Annotated in this window: 18 protein-coding genes and 2 pseudogenes; 16 read left to right on the top strand and 4 right to left on the bottom strand. The window is 68.8% G+C overall.

The window, feature by feature from the left end:
• Positions 1-402, bottom strand: a 402-nt coding sequence (locus ACTHK2_RS10710; protein ID WP_440245697.1) for an RsmE family RNA methyltransferase, incomplete at its 3' end; no start/stop codon positions are given.
• Positions 403-572: 170 nt separating this feature from the next.
• Between ACTHK2_RS10710 and ACTHK2_RS10705 the strand changes: the two genes are divergently transcribed.
• From ACTHK2_RS10705 to ACTHK2_RS10680, 6 genes are all read left to right on the top strand, one after another.
• The gene (locus ACTHK2_RS10705; RefSeq protein ID WP_440245696.1) at positions 573-1,112 is read left to right on the top strand and encodes a hypothetical protein; all 540 of its coding nucleotides are present in this window, start codon (positions 573-575) and stop codon (positions 1,110-1,112) included.
• Complete coding sequence (locus ACTHK2_RS10700; RefSeq protein ID WP_440245695.1) at positions 1,112-1,330, top strand: hypothetical protein; 219 nt, start codon at positions 1,112-1,114, stop codon at positions 1,328-1,330. The genes ACTHK2_RS10705 and ACTHK2_RS10700 overlap by 1 nt, the downstream gene beginning before the upstream one ends.
• Positions 1,331-1,474: 144 nt before the next feature.
• Positions 1,475-2,212, top strand: coding sequence for an alpha/beta hydrolase (locus tag ACTHK2_RS10695; protein ID WP_440245694.1), 738 nt, complete (start codon positions 1,475-1,477; stop codon positions 2,210-2,212).
• A 103-nt stretch (positions 2,213-2,315) separates the two neighbouring features.
• Positions 2,316-3,149: an AraC family transcriptional regulator gene (locus ACTHK2_RS10690; RefSeq protein WP_440245693.1), complete on the top strand. Its 834-nt coding sequence runs from the start codon at positions 2,316-2,318 to the stop codon at positions 3,147-3,149.
• Between the two features lie 41 nt (positions 3,150-3,190).
• Positions 3,191-3,820, top strand: coding sequence for a methyltransferase domain-containing protein (locus ACTHK2_RS10685; protein ID WP_440245692.1), 630 nt, complete (start codon positions 3,191-3,193; stop codon positions 3,818-3,820).
• Between the two features lie 79 nt (positions 3,821-3,899).
• Complete coding sequence (locus ACTHK2_RS10680) at positions 3,900-4,799, top strand: DMT family transporter (protein WP_440245691.1); 900 nt, start codon at positions 3,900-3,902, stop codon at positions 4,797-4,799.
• Positions 4,800-5,760: 961 nt separating this feature from the next.
• On the opposite strand, the pseudogene ACTHK2_RS10675 reads toward ACTHK2_RS10680, so the two are convergent.
• Positions 5,761-6,208 (bottom strand): annotated as a pseudogene (locus ACTHK2_RS10675) (IS110 family transposase); the annotation flags it as partial.
• Between the two features lie 169 nt (positions 6,209-6,377).
• Here ACTHK2_RS10675 and ACTHK2_RS10670 point away from each other — a divergent pair.
• Entirely contained in the window at positions 6,378-6,827 is a 450-nt protein-coding gene (locus ACTHK2_RS10670) for a hypothetical protein (protein WP_440245690.1), read from the top strand.
• A gap of 698 nt (positions 6,828-7,525) precedes the next feature.
• Here ACTHK2_RS10670 and bioA read toward each other — a convergent pair.
• Together bioA and ACTHK2_RS10660 are read right to left on the bottom strand one after the other, a co-directional pair.
• Positions 7,526-8,629, bottom strand: a complete 1,104-nt coding sequence (gene bioA / locus ACTHK2_RS10665) for an adenosylmethionine--8-amino-7-oxononanoate transaminase (protein WP_440245698.1) — start codon at positions 8,627-8,629, stop codon at positions 7,526-7,528.
• 108 nt (positions 8,630-8,737) lie between these two features.
• Positions 8,738-9,055 (bottom strand): annotated as a pseudogene (locus ACTHK2_RS10660) (aminotransferase class III-fold pyridoxal phosphate-dependent enzyme); the annotation flags it as partial.
• A gap of 43 nt (positions 9,056-9,098) precedes the next feature.
• Between ACTHK2_RS10660 and gspG the strand changes: the two are divergent.
• The 9 genes from gspG (at position 9,099) to ACTHK2_RS10615 (ending at position 15,912) form a co-directional block, all read left to right on the top strand.
• Positions 9,099-9,545, top strand: a complete 447-nt coding sequence (gspG, locus tag ACTHK2_RS10655) for a type II secretion system major pseudopilin GspG (protein WP_440245689.1) — start codon at positions 9,099-9,101, stop codon at positions 9,543-9,545.
• Between the two features lie 106 nt (positions 9,546-9,651).
• A complete protein-coding gene (gene gspH / locus ACTHK2_RS10650) occupies positions 9,652-10,245 on the top strand; it encodes a type II secretion system minor pseudopilin GspH (RefSeq protein ID WP_440245688.1) in 594 nt (197 codons plus the stop codon).
• Complete coding sequence (gene gspI, locus ACTHK2_RS10645) at positions 10,242-10,613, top strand: type II secretion system minor pseudopilin GspI (RefSeq protein WP_440245687.1); 372 nt, start codon at positions 10,242-10,244, stop codon at positions 10,611-10,613. Before gspH ends, gspI begins: the two co-directional genes overlap by 4 nt.
• The gene (gene gspJ, locus ACTHK2_RS10640; protein ID WP_440245686.1) at positions 10,610-11,452 is read left to right on the top strand and encodes a type II secretion system minor pseudopilin GspJ; all 843 of its coding nucleotides are present in this window, start codon (positions 10,610-10,612) and stop codon (positions 11,450-11,452) included. The genes gspI and gspJ overlap by 4 nt, the downstream gene beginning before the upstream one ends.
• Entirely contained in the window at positions 11,449-12,441 is a 993-nt protein-coding gene (gene gspK, locus ACTHK2_RS10635) for a type II secretion system minor pseudopilin GspK (RefSeq protein ID WP_440245685.1), read from the top strand. Before gspJ ends, gspK begins: the two co-directional genes overlap by 4 nt.
• 59 nt (positions 12,442-12,500) lie before the next feature.
• Complete coding sequence (gene gspL / locus ACTHK2_RS10630; protein ID WP_440245684.1) at positions 12,501-13,706, top strand: type II secretion system protein GspL; 1,206 nt, start codon at positions 12,501-12,503, stop codon at positions 13,704-13,706.
• Positions 13,703-14,194, top strand: coding sequence for a type II secretion system protein GspM (gspM, locus tag ACTHK2_RS10625; RefSeq protein ID WP_440245683.1), 492 nt, complete (start codon positions 13,703-13,705; stop codon positions 14,192-14,194). Before gspL ends, gspM begins: the two co-directional genes overlap by 4 nt.
• A 150-nt stretch (positions 14,195-14,344) precedes the next feature.
• Entirely contained in the window at positions 14,345-15,109 is a 765-nt protein-coding gene (gene gspN, locus ACTHK2_RS10620; RefSeq protein ID WP_440245682.1) for a type II secretion system protein N, read from the top strand.
• Positions 15,106-15,912, top strand: a complete 807-nt coding sequence (locus ACTHK2_RS10615; protein WP_440245681.1) for an inositol monophosphatase family protein — start codon at positions 15,106-15,108, stop codon at positions 15,910-15,912. Before gspN ends, ACTHK2_RS10615 begins: the two co-directional genes overlap by 4 nt.
• Positions 15,913-16,199 lie beyond the last annotated feature (287 nt).

The raw sequence follows: 16,199 nt of genomic DNA, 5'->3' as shown, positions 1-16,199 counted from the left end.
GCTGTCCCAATGCGCCATGCGGCGTTCGGCGCGCTCCTCGTCGAGTTTCACCTCCGTGCGCTCGGTGACCAGCGGCACGATTTGGGCAACACCAAGTTCGGTAGCTTTCTGCAGGATCCAGTCCATCTTTTCGCCGCGCGCGACGCCCTGGCCGAGCGTGATGCGCAGCGGACTCTCGCGGTCGGCACTCGCTACCGGCTCGAGCACGCGCGCGCTGACTGCGCGCTTGGCGAGCGAAGCGATCTCGCCGGAGAACTCGCTGCCGTCGCCGTTGAAAAGACGCAACGGATGGCCGCGGTCGAGGCGCAGCACACGCGCGATGTGTTCGCCCGCCTGCACGGGCAGATCCACCTCGCGGCCCGGATGCAGCGGCTGCGGGACGTAGATTCGGGGAATGCGCATGGAATTTCCGGGGCACGAAAAAACGACGAAGCGCGGATGCTCACCACAGCCCGCCTGAATGTCCACAGTACCGCGCGAGGGCGACCGCCGGTAGTGCGCGCGAATGGGTTGCCGCGGGAGTACATTGCGCCGATGGAGCGCGTTTTTCCGCGAAGCAGCCGAGGAGCGACATGATGGGCGTGCTGGCGTGCTGCCTGTGGTGGTTTTTGTTCGGCCTGCTGCTCGGCTGGCTCGCGAACTGGCTGTTGCAGCGGTATGTGCGACGCACGCCGCCGCAGGCGCCGCGCGCCGTCGCCGCACCGTTGCCGGACTCGCCGCCGGTGATGCCGTCGCCGCCACCGCCGGCTCCGATCGACGAATCGCCCGCATCGCATGCGCCGATGTCGCATGCGCGCCTCATCGATGTCGGCGCTGCGCGCGCGGCCGGGTTCAACCTCAGGCACGCCGACGACCTCACGATCATCGAAGGCATCGGGCCCAAGCTCGACGAGCTGCTCCGCTCGCACGGCGTGAACGGTTTCGCCGCCCTCGCCGCACTCGACCCCGAGCGCATGAACGCGATCCTCGAGCACGGCGGCCCGTATTTCCGCTTCGCCAATCCGGCGACCTGGGCGCGCCAGGCCGCACTCGCGGCCGACAACCGCTGGGGCGAACTCAAGCAACTGCAGGAAGAACTCATCGGCGGCGTCGATCCCACGGCAGGCGCGTGATGGACACGTCGACCGACGACCGTCGCGCCGAACGCAGCCACGCGCGCTGGACCTGGACGATCGCGGGCGTGCTGATCGTCGTGCTGTTCGTGCTCTGGACGCTCGATCGCGGTCCGGCCGGTGCCGGGGCATGTTGCGCGGTTTCCGCGATCCCTGCGTCGGCGGCGGATGCGGAGCGCGCATCGTCCGCCGAAGCGCCCGCTGCGAACCCGCGATGATGATGCGGGCAAAGAGGCTGCTACGCCGCATCGTCGCCATCGCCTGCGTATTCGCCGTTGCCGTCGTGCTCGGCGGCTGGTGCGTCACCGTGCTTCTGACGCGGCCGAATCATCGCGCGATCGGCGCGCCGCCACCGGGCCTCCATGCGCGTCCGGTGGCATTCCTTAGCGAATCGGGCGCGGAACTCCGCGGCTGGTACGTGCCTGGACAGCCGGGCGAGGGTGCCGTCGTGCTCATGCACGGGGTGCATGCGGGATCGCACCGCGATGCTCGGACGCGCGCGCCTGCTCGCGCAGGCGGGCCATGCGGTGCTGTTGTTCGACTTCCAGGCGCACGGCGAGAGCGGCGGCGAGGCGATCACGTTCGGCTGGCGCGAACGCCTCGATGCACGCGCCGCGCTCGCCTGGCTGCGCGAAGCGGCGCCGCACGAGCGCATCGGAGTGATCGCGACATCGATGGGCGGAGCGGCCGTGTTGCTCGCGCACCCGAAGCCGGCGCCCGACGCGATCGTGCTCGAGCAGGTCTATCCGATCGTCGAGGAAGCGCTCGACAATCGCCTGCGCAACTACCTCGGTCCTTTCGGACCGGCACTGTCGCCCGTGCTCGAGCGCGAGATGAGCTGGCATCTCGGCCTTGCGCCGTCGCTGCTGCGACCGATCGAGCACATCGCGTCGGTGGACGCGCCCGTGCTGATCCTCGCCGGCGAGACGGATCGCCACACCACGCTCGGCCAGTCGCGCGCACTGTTCGCCGCGGCGAGCGAACCTCGGCAACTCTGGATCGTTCCGGGCGCCGCGCACGTCGATCTGTGCGCGTTCGCCGGCGTGGACTATGCGGCACACGTGTTGCCTTTCCTCGCCGCGCATCTGCGCGGGGGCTGAACACGCGAAGGGTGCGTTCGTCCTTGCATCGCTGGACGATCGATCAAGTGCGGCTCCGCGCCGTTCGCTAGTCTGGCGTCGTGCCGCAACGATCGAGGTACGCATGTCGCTCGTGGACAAGGCCGTCTGGGTCATCGAACGCAACTCATCGCGCGAGCTCGGCCTCGATGCGATCGCGCAGGCGTGCGGCGTGTCGCGATCGCACGTCGCGAACGCGTTCGGTGCGACGACCGGGCTGTCGGTCGTGAAGTACCTGCGCGGTCGCCGGCTCAGCGAAGCGGCGCGCACGCTCGCGGCGGGCGTGCCGGACATTCTCACGGTCGCGTTCGACGCCGGCTATGCGTCGCATGAAGCGTTCACGCGCGCTTTCCGCGACCGCTTCGGCGTTACGCCCGAACAGGTGCGCGACGCGCGCAGCGTCGAGGGGCTCGCGCTGGTCGGTCCGCTCGATCTCGTCGCGCGCACGCCGCGCGCGCTCGATCCGCCGCGGTTGCTGCGCCAGGACGCGCTGCGCGTGGTCGGGCTCGCCGAGACGCACACGTTCGAGAGCGCGATCCGCATCCCGGCGCAGTGGCAGCGCTTCATGGCGTACGACGACGCGATCGCCGCGAAGGCCGATCCGATTCCGCTCGGCGTCACGCGCGCGCCCGACGACGAGGGCCGATTCGAGTACGTCTGCGCGGTCGAGGTGCGCGCGATCGGCCACGTGCCGACGGATCTCGTCGCGTTCGAGGTTCCTGCATGCCGCTACGCAGTGTTCGAGCATCGCGGCCACGTGTCGACGATCTACGACACCTACGCCGCGATCTGGAACGGCGCACTGCCGGCGAGCGGCCTGCGCGTCGCCGACGCGCCGATCCTCGAACGTCATCATGAGACCTTCGACCCACGCAGCGGCGAAGGCGGCCTGAATCTGTGGATTCCGCTCGCGGACTGAGCCGCCCGTCTTCATCGGCCCACTCGTCAACGAAGAACGTCATGACGCGATCGACACCGGATCACCCCGCGGCGAGCGACGCGAATCGTCGCACGATCGAAGGCTACGAAGCCTGCGCACGCGACTACGCTGCAGCGGTTGCGCCGACACCATCCGGCGTCGGCGAAGCGGCACTGCGCCGCCTCGCAGGCGAGCTGCCGCGCGGCGCGCGCGCACTCGAGATCGGCTCGGGGCCTGGGTGGGATGCGGATTTCCTCGAAGCGCTCGGCGTCGGGGTCGATCGCACCGACGTGACCTCGGCGTTCCGCGCGTTCCAGGCCGAACGCGGCCGCGTGGTCGCATCACTCGACGTGGTCGAGGACGCACTGCCGGGTCCGTACGACGCCGTGGTCGCGCTCTGCGTCCTGCAGCACGTCGAGCGTGAACGTTTCGACGAGGTGCTGCGCAAGATCGCCGGCGCGTTGCATCCGCGCGGCCTGTTCCTCGCCTCGATGCGCGAAGGCGAGGGTGACGGCTGGGACCATGGCGAATCGGGCGACTATCGCCTCGTGCTGTGGCAGGCCGATGCATTGCACGCGCGGCTTGCCGCGGCCGGCTTCGCCGTCGAATGGGAAGCGCGCCACCGCCACGGCGACGAGCGCTGGCTGTACCTGATTGCGCGCCGCGCGTGACCATCATTGCGCTTATGAGTGTCTGTCCGCGCACGGACCCGCGCGCCGTCGTACGCTAACGGTTTGCACCGGAGGCGCCATGACCCGACGCGGGTGGACCCTGTTCTTCGTCCTCAGCCTGATCTGGGGCGTGCCCTACCTGCTCATCCGCATCGCGGTCGCGGAGATCGATCCGCTCGTCGTCGCGTTCGGCCGCACGACGCTCGGCGCGCTGCTGCTGTTGCCGGTCGCGTTGCGCGCGAAGTCGCTCGCGCCCGCGTTCCGTCATTGGAAGCCATTGCTCGCATTCACGCTGGTCGAGATCAACGGGCCGTGGCTGCTGCTCGGCCATGCGGAGACGCGCCTCACGAGTTCGACCGCGGGCCTGCTCATCGCGGTGGTGCCGCTGATCGCCGCGGTGATCCTCGCCCGTCTCGGCCACGATCGGTTCGGCGCGCGCCGCCTGTTCGGACTCGGCCTCGGTTTCGCCGGCGTCGCCGCGCTGGTCGGCCTGGACATCCACCTCGACGACCTGCCCGCGGTCGGCGCGGCCGTGCTCGCCGCGGTCGGCTATGCGATCGGCCCGATCATCATCGACCGCAAGCTCGGCGGCGTGCCGCCGCTCGGCGTGGTCACCGCGTCGCTCCTCCTTGCGAGCCTGCTGTACGCACCATTCGCGCCGTTCCTCTGGCCGCACGAGGTGAGCCTCGCCGCGGGCGGATCGGTCGTCGCACTCGCGCTGTTCTGCACGGCGACCGCGTTCCTGCTCTTCTTCGCCCTCATCGCCGAAGCCGGCCCGGCCCGTGCGACCGTGATCACCTACATCAATCCCGCGGTCGCGCTGCTGCTCGGCGTCATCGTGCTGCACGAACCGCTGACCGCAGGGATGGCAATCGGGTTTCCGCTGGTGATCCTCGGCTCGATCCTCGGTACGTCGAAGTCCAAAGTGCCCGCGCCTGACACGCCACGCGAAGTCGTCACGTCTTCCGCGCCAGAATAGGCGTTGTGCGCGACGCGTCACGCTCGATTTGCGCAAACATTCGAGCCGAACCCCGCGTCGATCTTCATCCATCAGGCGCGGCGCGGGAGACTGACGATACGAAACCGCGTTACGTCCTCGTTCTCGAATGCGTAAACCATTACGCCGTCGCATCCGGGGTATTGCAATCGAACCGGACGGCGATGGACTGCAGCGGCGACGACGTAAGTAACTGAAATTGTTTAATAGTAACGCTTGACGCGAACTACGGCCACGCGCAGGATGCCGTGTAACGCCCCGCATATGGGCTGTATTTGTAGTTAGGGCGCTGATGGAACAAGTACCGCGAACGTACCGATACAAACTCTCGCTCCGCCTCAATCATCCGAACGCGCGCCTAGACACATGCGCTGAGCGCTTCGGGCTCGAGACGATCCGCGTCTGGTCGGTCGGGGAGTCACGTACCTCGCCGCGCGGGGCCACTTTGCCGGGCGTGCACACGGATTCGTACTGGGTCGGTGCGCTGGACCTCATCCAAGGTGAGGAAATCGAAGATGCCTTAGCGAGAGTGGCAGAAAGGCTCGTGCGCCATGCGGAATTCTTGGGCCTTCATCGTGAGTCGGGCGGCTCTGCAGAGCTCTTCGTCGGTTTTTTCCTGGAAGGCTTCAATAGCGGCTTCCCGATTTCGTCGTCTCTCATGTCATGCCTAGGCGCCCTGGGCGTTGCCTTAGACTTGAATATCTACGGGCCAAGCGATTCGCCGCACGCGCCCTAACAATTCGTATATGGACTCCCCTTGCAATGACCGAGTAATTTCGCTTCTGGCAAGCGGTGCGGTTGCAGTCGTGTATTCGGCCTTGGGGTGAGCAGTCGGTTCTCGGGCCATGATGGAATCCGCCGGGACGAAGCCACACGTTCAGTCGGCCGCTGCGGGCCAGAAGTGTTATCGGCTTTCTCGTCCCGAGGACCGACTCGTTAGGAGGATCCCGAACTCCCGCAACAGGCCGCGCACGAGGTGATCGCCGCGGTGCGCTGCGCCTTGTGGAACTCGCGCACGCGGTGCAGCCCCTGGATGCCTTGCTGCTCAGGCGTCTTGACCGGAACGCGCCGGATCGACGCGCAGCGCGCGGCTTCGAGCAACCCGCGGCGTCGGTGCGATCGGTCTTGTTGCGTCGCACGTACGGTCGCACGTCGTGCGCCGGCAGCAGCTCGACCGCATGCCCGAGTCGCGCGAAGCGGCGTGCCCAGTCGTGCGACGAACCGCATGCTTCCATCACGACGTGCAGCGGCGGGCGGTTGTCGAGCACGCGCGCGAACGCCGTTCGATTCAGGCGACGCCGCTCGACGATGCGCGCATCGGGATCGGCGAACGCGAGTTCGAGGTCGATGGCGACGGTGGAAATGGCGACATTGTTGGGCGTAGCATGCATGGCGGACTCCTCTCGCGATCCCCTGTCCGAATCATCATGATCTGCCTGGCTGATTGAAGCCGTGTGGCGACACGAGGGAGTCCATTCGATCACTCAAGCGGACTGCCGGTGTTGGGGTTGCGCTAAGATCGTAACGTCCGCGGCGGAAGCCGCTTAGCTCAAGCGTTAGGTGCCGTCATTGAGTGCCTTTGGTGAATGGGAGTTCACAGCGGATCGCGAAGCCACTTTGGCTGCATATGCTCGCGCACCTGAAGGCGGATCTGCTTCCTGCAACTGCAGTGGTTGCCGAAATTTCGTCGCTGCGCGCAACTCGGTGTATCCGCCTGCCTTCCTCTCGTTCCTGCAGTCACTCGGCATCGACTCCCAAAAGGACGGCGAGGTGTATCACAACGCACGCCTCAGTCCACGCTGTCATGATTATGGTGGCTGGTTTCACTTCGTCGGAACTCTCAACAAAACCGGCGACTTTCCGGTCGTCGCAATGTCCGACAACTTCGAAGTATGGCTCCTGCGTAGGAGCGCGCCGGCCTTGGCGACCCTAGAGGGTCTTCCCCTAGTCCAGGTGGAATTTCATGCGTCTGCGGTGCCCTGGCTGCTCGACGAACCAGAGGCCGTGTAGGCCCCTAACTATTCGCTCAGGCGGACCGCCGGGTGGAAGTTGCGCTAACATCGTGGCGTTCGCGGCCGGCGGCCGCTTAACTCAAGCGTTAGGTCGCAGGGGAGTACGAAATGGCACTTGAGTTTAGGCAGGGGCAAGTTGGGGTCGTTCTGACGATTTTGGCGTTTGCAATCGGCGTTTGGGTTGGTGTTCAAGTTACTGCCTATCGGCAGGTCTACACCACAACAACTGACACAAGAGTGAGTGATCGCGTCCAATGCTTACAATGGGTGTCAGCAAACATGGACAAGCCAACATCAGGTGTATTCGCCTTAATGTGTGGTGAGAAACAGTAGTGGCTCAAATTAATTGTCCAAAGTGTAAGCACTCCTTCCAGAATAACAGCCCCGAGAGTCTTGCAACGCGCCTAGCTGCATTGAGCTGTGGGGCGGGCACGGGATTCTGGGGCGGCGCCAGTCTCGGTATTGTGGGCGGCCCGTTGGGCGGCATATCGGGTGCAATTCCCGGGGCGTTCATAGGCGGCTTTCTGGGGTGGTTTGCGGCAGATCAGTTTCGCCGGTGCCCGTCGTGTTCGCGCATCTTCAAAACCTGAATGTGTTGATCTAACTATTCGTATTGGACTCCCCTTGCAAGTGACCGGGTGAATGCGCCTCGGCAAGCGGTGCGGTTACAGTCGTGAATTCGGCCCTGGGGTGGCGCTATCGCAATGCAACCTCGATCCCCTCGATCGCCACCGCGACCATCTGGTCGATCTCCTCCGGCGTGATGCAGAACGGCGGCATGAAGTAGACCACGTTGCCGAGTGGGCGCAGCAGCATCTCGTGGGCGAGGCCGTGGCGGTAGACGCGCAGGCCGCGGCGTTCGGCGGCGGGGAAGGGTTCGCGCGTGCGCTTGTCCTTGACCAGTTCGATCGCGGCGATCATGCCGGTGCGGCGCACGTCGGCGACGTGCGGGTGGTCGGCGAGTGCCGCGAGGCGCGTGTCGAGGTGCGCGGCGAGCACGCGGTTGCGTTCGAGCACGGGTTCGTCGCGCAGCACCGCGAGGGTCGCGAGCGCGGCGCGGCAGGCGATCGGGTTGCCGGTGTAGCTGTGCGAATGAAGGAACGCCCTGCCGGCAGAATATTCGGCATAGAACGCGTCGTAGACGCGCGTCGTCGTCAGCACCGCGGAGAGCGGCAACGTGCCGCCGGTGAGGCCTTTCGAGAGGCAGAGGAAGTCCGGCACGATGCCGCCCTGTTCGCACGCGAAGAGGCTACCGGTGCGGCCGAAGCCGACCGCGATCTCGTCGGCGATCAGGTGCACGTCGAATTCGTCGCAGAGCGCGCGCAGGCCGGTGAGATACGAGGCGTCGTACATGCGCATCCCGCCAGCGCACTGCACGAGCGGCTCGACGATGACTGCGCAGCATTTGTGCGCGTGGCGTTCGAGGATCGCGCGCAACTCGCCGAGGCGACGCTTTGCGCACGCGGCAGCGCTTTCACCGGGTTCGGCCTCGTACGCATCCGGTGACGGCGCGAAGAACGGCTCGAGCAGCAGCGGCGCGTAGGTCTGCCGGTACAGTGCGACGTCGGTCACCGACAGCGCGCCGAGCGTCTCGCCGTGATAACCCCCGCTGAGGGCGATGAAGCGCGTGCGTTCGCCGCGGCCGTGGTTGCGCCAGTAGTGGAACGACAGCTTGAGCGCGACTTCGATCGCGCTGGAGCCGTTGTCGGCGTAGAAGACGCGCCGCAGGGAGCGATCGCCTTCATTGGCGACAGGTCGACGCCCCGCCTCGACGTCAGGCCCGGGACAGCGGGCATCCATGGTGCTTTTCGGATCACCCTGAAAATGGATTCCCGCTTGCGCGGGAATGACGTCGGGGGTTTGCCGGCGCTGCTCCAGCGGCGACACGCCCGCAGATGAAGCGGCGCCGCGCGGCGCGATCCGCACGAGTTCCTCGGCAAGCTGCACCGCCGGCTCATGCGTGAACCCCGCGAGCATCACGTGATCGATCTTGTCGAGCTGGTCTTTCAGCGCGGCGACGATGCGAGGATGGCGATGGCCGAGCAGGCAGGTCCACCACGAGCTCACCGCGTCGAGCCAGCGGCGGCCGTCGTGGCCATACAGCCACGCGCCCTCGGCGCGCGCGATCGGCAGCATCGGCAGGGTTTCGTGGTCGTGCATCTGCGTGCACGGATGCCAGACCACGGCGAGGTCGCGCGCGGCGAGTTCGGAGGCGTAGAGCGTCATGGCTGCTATGATCCGGGTGGACCCCGTTCGCCACAAGCTCGCCATGCCCAGCCTTCAGCCATCGGCCCTCAGCGCTCGCGCAGCGCGCGGCTTCACGCTCATCGAAATCCTCGTCGTCGTCGTGATCCTCGGCATCCTCGCCGCGATCGTCGTTCCGCGCGTGATGGAACGCCCGGGCGAAGCACGCGTGACGCGCGCGCGGCAGGACATCCAGGGCATCGTCACCGCGCTCAGCATGTACAAGCTCGACAACTTCGCCTATCCGAGTTCGGAGCAGGGGCTCGATGCACTCGTGGCCAAGCCTTCGGGCCAACCCGAGGCGCCGAACTGGAAAGGCCCTTACCTCGACCGCGCCCCGAAGGATCCCTGGGGCCAACCGTACCAGTACGTGCAGCCGGGCCAGCACGGCAGCGTCGACGTCTACAGCCTGGGCGCCGATGGCAAGCCCGGTGGCGACGGCGAGGCGGCGGATGTGGGGAATTGGGAGTGAGTTGGTGATTCGGGATTCGTGATTCGTGATTGGTGATGTGCGACCGGGGCGCCGCGCGCGTGGCATGGCATGCACGGGACGCGGCTCTGCGCTGGTCTTTCGCGAAATGCCACCGACGGCATGGCCCGGCTGCCATCCCGGGGCTGTAAAAGACTCAGCACCGGCTCTCGCTCCTGAATCCCCAATCCTCAATCCCCCATTCCCAGCCACCAATGCCGGCTTCACCCTCCTCGAAGTCCTCGTCGTCGTCGTCATCGTCGCCGTGCTCGCGACCGCGCTCGTGCTCGCGGTCGGCGGCGGCAGCGAGCGCAAGCTCGCCAACGAAGCGGAACGCTTCCAGGCCCTGCTCGGCCATGCCTGCGAACAGGCGGAGCTCGGCGGGCGCGAGATCGGCGTCGTGCTCGGCGGGGACGGCTATCTGTTCCTGCGCCTCGACGGCGCGCAGTGGCGCGCGTTCGCGCGCGACGACGAGCTGCGCGCGCGCGCGTGGCCCGCGGGGCTCGGCTTCGAGCTGCGCCGCGACGGGCGCCGCGTCGACGCTGCGGGGGGCGAGCATGCGGTGCCGCAGATCGTCTGCTTCTCGTCGGGCGAGCTCACGCCGTTTGCGTTGACCCTTTCGCTCGGTGACGCCGCCCGGCGCCGCATCGATGGTGGCGAGGACGGCAGCGTGCGCGTGCAGGCGATCGAGGCGCTGCCATGAAGCGCGGCCGCGGCTTCACGCTGGTCGAAGTGCTCATCGCGCTCGCCGTGGTCGCGATCGCACTGCTTGCGCTCACGCGCGCGGCGAACGTGCAGGTGCAATCGTTCGATGGCCTACGCGAGCGCACGCTCGCCGGTTGGGTCGCCGCCGACGTGCTCACTGAAGCGCGTCTGGCGAGCGCATTCCCGCCGACCGGTCGCAGCGACGGCCGCGCGACGTTCGCGGGCCGCGACTGGCGCTGGGAGCGCGAGGTGAAGGCGACCGCCGACGCGGAGATCCGCCGCATCGACGTGCGTGTTTATGCGGGCGCGTCGAAGGAACCGTCGGCGAGCCTGAGCGGGTTCACGGGCACGGCGTTGGTCCCATGAGCAGGGGAATGGGGAATAGGGAATGGGGAATGGTTCAAGCCGCTCCGGCGAGAAACGCGGCGACGGATCACCCCCTCAGCGCCCGGCCTCCCGCGAGCCGTCGCCTTGACCATTCCCCATTCCCCATTCCCCATTCCCGCGCAGCAGGCTTCAGCCTGATCGAACTCCTCGTAGCACTCGCCGTGTTCGCCGCGCTCGCGGCGGCCGCGTATGGCGGGCTCGCGGCGATCGCACGCACGCGCGGCGCACTCGCGGCAGAGCAGGATCGGTTCGCCGCGATCGTGCGCGCGGTGTCGTCGCTCGAACGCGACCTGCGCCAGGCGGTAGCGCGGCCGGTGCTCGGCAACGACGGCCTGGCCGAGCAGCCGGCGCTCGTCGGCGGCAACGACGCGATCGAGCTGTCGCGCCTGGGTTACGCCAATCCGCTCGCCGAATCGCGCAGCAATGTCGAGCGCGTCGCCTATGCGAGCGAGCGCGCCACCTTGCGGCGTGGCCGCTACACGGTGCTCGATCGCGCGCCGAACTCGGTACCGCTGCAACGCGACCTGCTGGCGCGCGCAGGCGAGCTGCATTTTCGCTACTACGGCTGCGACGGCGTCTGGCGCGACGCCTGGCCGCCGCGCGACGTGCTCGCCTGCCAGGCCGACGCGGTGCCGAACGGCGCATTGCCGCGAGCGGTGGAGTTCCGCCTCGCGCCGGCCGGGCTCGGCGAGATTCGCCGCGTGGTCGAACTGCCCTCGCCGCTGCCGCAGCGCGCGACCGGTGCGACGCCGGAGGGCGACACGCCGCCACCGGGGCGCGGTGATCGGCCGCAGCCGCCGCGCGGAGGCGCTCCATGAACCTGCGCTCGCGCCAGCGCGGCGTCGCATTGCTCGTCGCGTTGCTCGTCGTCGCGCTCGCGGTGATCCTCGTCGCCGCCTTGCTCGACCGCGGCGAACTCGCGCTCGCGCGCACGCGCAACACGCTGCGCAGCGAGCAGGCCGAGGCGTACGCGCTCGGCCTGGAAACCTATGCGGCGCAGGGCCTGATCGCCGCGCTCGGCAGCAACGAGCCGGACACGCACGCGAGCCCGTGGGCGCAGCCGCTGCCGCCGCAGGAGGTGCCGGGCGGGGTGATCCGCGCGACGATGCAGGACCTCGGCGGCTGCTTCAATCTCAACAACCTCGCGCCCGCGTCGCTCGGCGGCGATCCGGCCTGGCGGCCGGTGTTCGACAACCTGCTCGGTGCGCTCGCACTCGATCCGAACCTCGCCGCGGCGGTCGAAAACTGGCTGGACCCCGCGACGGCGCCGGTCATCGAAGCCGCGCGCTACCTCGCGCAGCCGCTGCCGTACCGCCCGCGCGGCGGGCCGTTCGCGCACGTGTCGGAACTGCGGCTCGTGCGCGGCGTCGACGCGTCGGTCTATGCGCGGCTCGCGCCGCACGTGTGCGCATTGCCGCCGGGCACGCGCCTCAACGTCAACACCGCGAGCGCACCGCTGCTGCAGGCCCTGCTCGACCATGCGACGCCGGCGATCGCCGAGGCGCTGTGGCAGAACGGCGCCGCGCATTACGGCAGCAGTTCCGAATTCGCCGGCCAGCTCGCATCGCTCTGCGTGACGCTGCGCGTGCCGCTCGCGCTGCTCGACGTGAAGAGCAGCTATTTCCTCGCGCGCGGCGACATCGTGCTCGACGGCGTGCCGTTCACGTTCTTCAGCATGATCGAGCGCGGTTTCGGCGGCGTGCGCGTGCTTGAGCGCAGCCGCGGCGCCGACGACGCGCTCGTGGTCGCGGCAGCGATCGGCGCCGAAGCCGGCACCGACGACGCCACCGGTGCGTCGGTGCACTGAACACGCGGGCCGCGGCGGTTCTCGACTACAAGCGCCGCGATCCGTCCACGCCCTCGTCCATGTCCGACCGCCTGCTGCTGCGCCTCGCCCCCGACGGCGGCCTGACCTGGCTGCGCCCCTCCGGCGCGCGTGCGGCTGCGTCCGTCGCGGGCGTACCGCCGGCCGACGTGGTCGCGCGGGCGGACGAGATCGTCGTGCTGGTGCCGGCCGAGGACGTGCTGATCACCCAGGCGACGCTCAGCGCGCGCAACCGCGCGCAGCTCCTGCAGGCCCTGCCGTACGCGGTCGAGGATCAATTGCTGGCGCCGGTCGAGGAGCTGCATTTCGCCGCGGCGCCCAAGGCCGACGGCGCGCTCGGCGTCGCGGTCGTCGCCAGGTCGACGCTGCGCGGCTGGCTCGAGCGGCTCGCCGAAGCCGGCATCCAGGCCGATGCGCTCGTGCCCGAATCGCTCGCCGTGCGCGCGGCGGGGCCGCAGGCCTGCCTCATGATCGAGGACACGCGTGCGATCGCGCGCCTCGCGCCATGGTCGGCGTTCGCGTGCAGCCTCGCGGAACTCCCGGGCTGGCTCGCGCTGGCGGAACCGCGCCACGCGCTCGAAGTGTTCGACTTCCGTGCCGCACCGCCGCTCGCCCTGCCGCAGCACGCGCTGGCGTACCACGCGCGCCAGCGCGATCCGCTCGCGTTCCTCGGCGGCGGCCTCGCGCAGGTGCCGCTCAACCTGCTCGACGGCGAGTTCGCGCCGCGCCATCGACATGCGCGCGGCCGGCGCTGGTGGCGCGTCGCGGCAGCGCTCGCCGCGAGCGTGGTCGTGCTCGCGGTGGCCGGGCTCGGCGCCGACGTGTGGCGGCTGTCGCGCGCATCCGCGGCAATCCAGGCGCAGTCGCGCGCGGCGTTGCAGGAAGCCTTCCCCGATCTCGACGCAAACCAGCTCGAGCGGCTCGATCCCGGCCAGCTCATGCGCGGCCGGCTCGAACGCGAGCGCGGCGGCGTGCAGGCGAACAATCTCCTGCGCCTGCTCGACCAGCTCGGGCCCGTGCTCGGCAACGGCACCAAGCGCCTGGAATTGCGCGGCCTCGAATACCGCAACGGCGTGCTCGAGATCGCGCTGCGCGCGCCCGACACCGGCGCGCTCGACCTCGTGCGCGAGCAGATCGGTGCACTGGCCGGCCTCAAGGCCGAGTTGACCGCAGCGAACGCGGGCCAGGACGGCGTCGACGGCCGCGTGCGCGTCGAGAGCACCAGCGGCCGCGGAGGTGCGCCGTGATCGGCGCCTGGTGGAACGGCCTCGCCGCGCAGGAGCGGCGCGTGCTCGCCATCGGTGGCGTCGTCGCCGCGCTGCTGCTCGGCTGGGCGCTGCTGTGGCATCCGCTGGTGCAGCGGCGCGCGGAACTCGAACGCGAACTCGAGCGGCAACGCGAGGAACTCGCGTTCGTGCGCACGGGCGCCGCGGAGATCGCGCGGCGGCATGCGACCGGCGTGCAGGCGGGCGGTCAGCGCGCGGGCAAGTCGCTGCTCGCACTCGCCGACGCGACCGCGCGCAGCGGTGGACTCGGCGACGCGCTCAAGCGGGTCGAACCGGCCGGCGCGAAGACCGTGAAGGTCGCCTTCGAATCGGCGCGCTTCGACGCGCTCGCCGGCTGGATCGAGGCGCTGGCGCGCAGCTACGGCGTGGAAGCGACCGAGCTCTCGGTCGACCGCGCCGACGGCATCGGCATCGTCAACGCACGCGTGACGCTGCAGGACGCGCCGTGAGCCGCGCGCCCGTCGCGCACGCGTGCGCGCGCCAGCGTCGTTTGAACATTCTTTTGACGTCGTGCTAAGAAGCGCGGCGGCACGCTGCATGCGGCGACGCCGCCGGCTCCTCCCGAATCCGCGATCCCGATCCCTTCATCCGATTCCGCCATGCGCCTGCTCAAGATCCTGCTCGTCCTCGTCGTCCTTGTCGTGATCGTCGGCGTCGCATGCCTGTGGCGCCTGCCGGCCGACCTCGGCTACCGCTACGGCGAGAAGTACTTCGGTCCGCTCGCCCTCACCGGCGTGCGCGGCACGATCTGGGATGGCCATGCCGACGGCGTCAGCCTGTTCGGCAACGACCTCGGCGAACTCGACTGGACCGCGCTCAAGAAGCCGCTGCTGCGCGGCGATGTCGTCACCGACATCCGCATCAAGGGCGGCGACATCGACATCGGCGGCCTGCTCACGCGACGCCGCGACGGCGCCGTCAGTGCCGAAGGCCTGCGCTTCAGCGTGCCGGCATCGCGCTTCGAGCCGCTGTTCGACGGCAAGCTGCAACTGCTCGGCACGATCAGCGGCGTGCTCGACGAGGCGACCTGGTGGAATGCGGGTTTGTCCAACGCGTCCGGCACCGCGCACTGGAGCGACGTGGGCGCGGTCGGCGAAGTCGAGGCGCACTTCACCGACATCCTCGCCGAGTTCACCTCGCAACCCGACGGCAGCGTCAGCGGCAAGGTGCGCGACGACGGCCGCGGCGCGATCGCCGTGCTCGGCCACTTCGTGCTGCGCCCGCCGATGCTCGACGGCGAGGCGATCCTGAGCGCACGCAACGGTGACCCGCAGACGATCGAAACGCTGCGCCACATCGGCGAGCCGCTGCCGGACGGCACCTCGCGCGTGGTCCTGCGCGGGCGCATGCTGCACCTGCCGTGAGCGCGCCGCTCGACGACGCGTTCCTCGCGCGCGCGCTCGCCGTCGCGCAGCGCGCCGCGGATGCGGCCGCCGCGGTCATCGCGCCGCGCTGGCGCGCACGCGATTTTTCGATCGAGACGAAGGGCGATGCGACGCCGGTGACCGAGGCGGACCGCGAGGCGGAAGCGGCGATCAAGCGCGTGCTGCGCGAGGAATTTCCCGCGCACGCGTTCCATGGCGAGGAAGAAGGCCGCGAGGGCGAGGGCGACTTGCTCTGGCTCATCGATCCGATCGACGGCACCAAGGCGTTCGTGCGCGGCTACCCGATGTTTTCGACCCAGATCGCGCTCATGCATGCGGGCGAACTCGTGCTCGGCGTATCGGCTGCGCCCGAGTACGGCGAACGCGCGTGGGCCGTGCGCGGCGGCGGCGCGTACCTGCGCGATGCGCACGGCGAGCGGCGCGTCCGCGTCGCCGATACGTGCGCGTTCGACGCCACGGCGGCGATCTCCACCGGCAACCTCAAGTCGCTCGCCGCATCGCCCGCGCGCTGGTCCGCGTATGCCGACCTCGTGCGCCGCGTCGGCCGTATCCGCGGCTACGGCGATTTCCTGCACTACCACCTGCTCGCCCGCGGCGCGATCGACCTCGTGGTCGAGTCCGACCTCAACATCCTCGACATCGCCCCGCTCGTCGTGATCGTGCGCGAAGCCGGCGGCACCTTCACCGATCTCGACGGCCACCCGATCGGCCTCGACACCCGCAGCGCCCTCGCCGGGACGCCCGCGTTGCACGCCCAGGCGCTCTCGGCTTTCAACGGCTAGCTGCGCCGTGGGCGAAGAGCCAAGCGCGCAGCCACAGCCTGACACACGAAGCACACCGAGCACGCGAACAAGGATTGAAAATCCTTGATCCACCGTGTGCTCCATGCTTCACGTGCGTGTCGCCTTCGACGGACCACGCCGGCCGCGCCACTGCGCGACGCGAGAGCCTGTCGGGAACTCGATCGAGAATTCGTAATCCTTGATCTCATCCTTCGTGTGCTCGGTGTGCTTCGTGTTTCAGGCTTTTGCTCCGAACCGGCGCAGCAAGCGCCGGCACGATACAATCG

This window comes from Dokdonella sp. (assembly GCF_051958935.1).
Taxonomy (GTDB): Bacteria; Pseudomonadota; Gammaproteobacteria; order Xanthomonadales; family Rhodanobacteraceae; genus Dokdonella_A.
The sequence above is the reverse complement of the archived record's forward strand: the minus strand, read 5'-3'. Positions and strand labels throughout refer to the sequence as shown.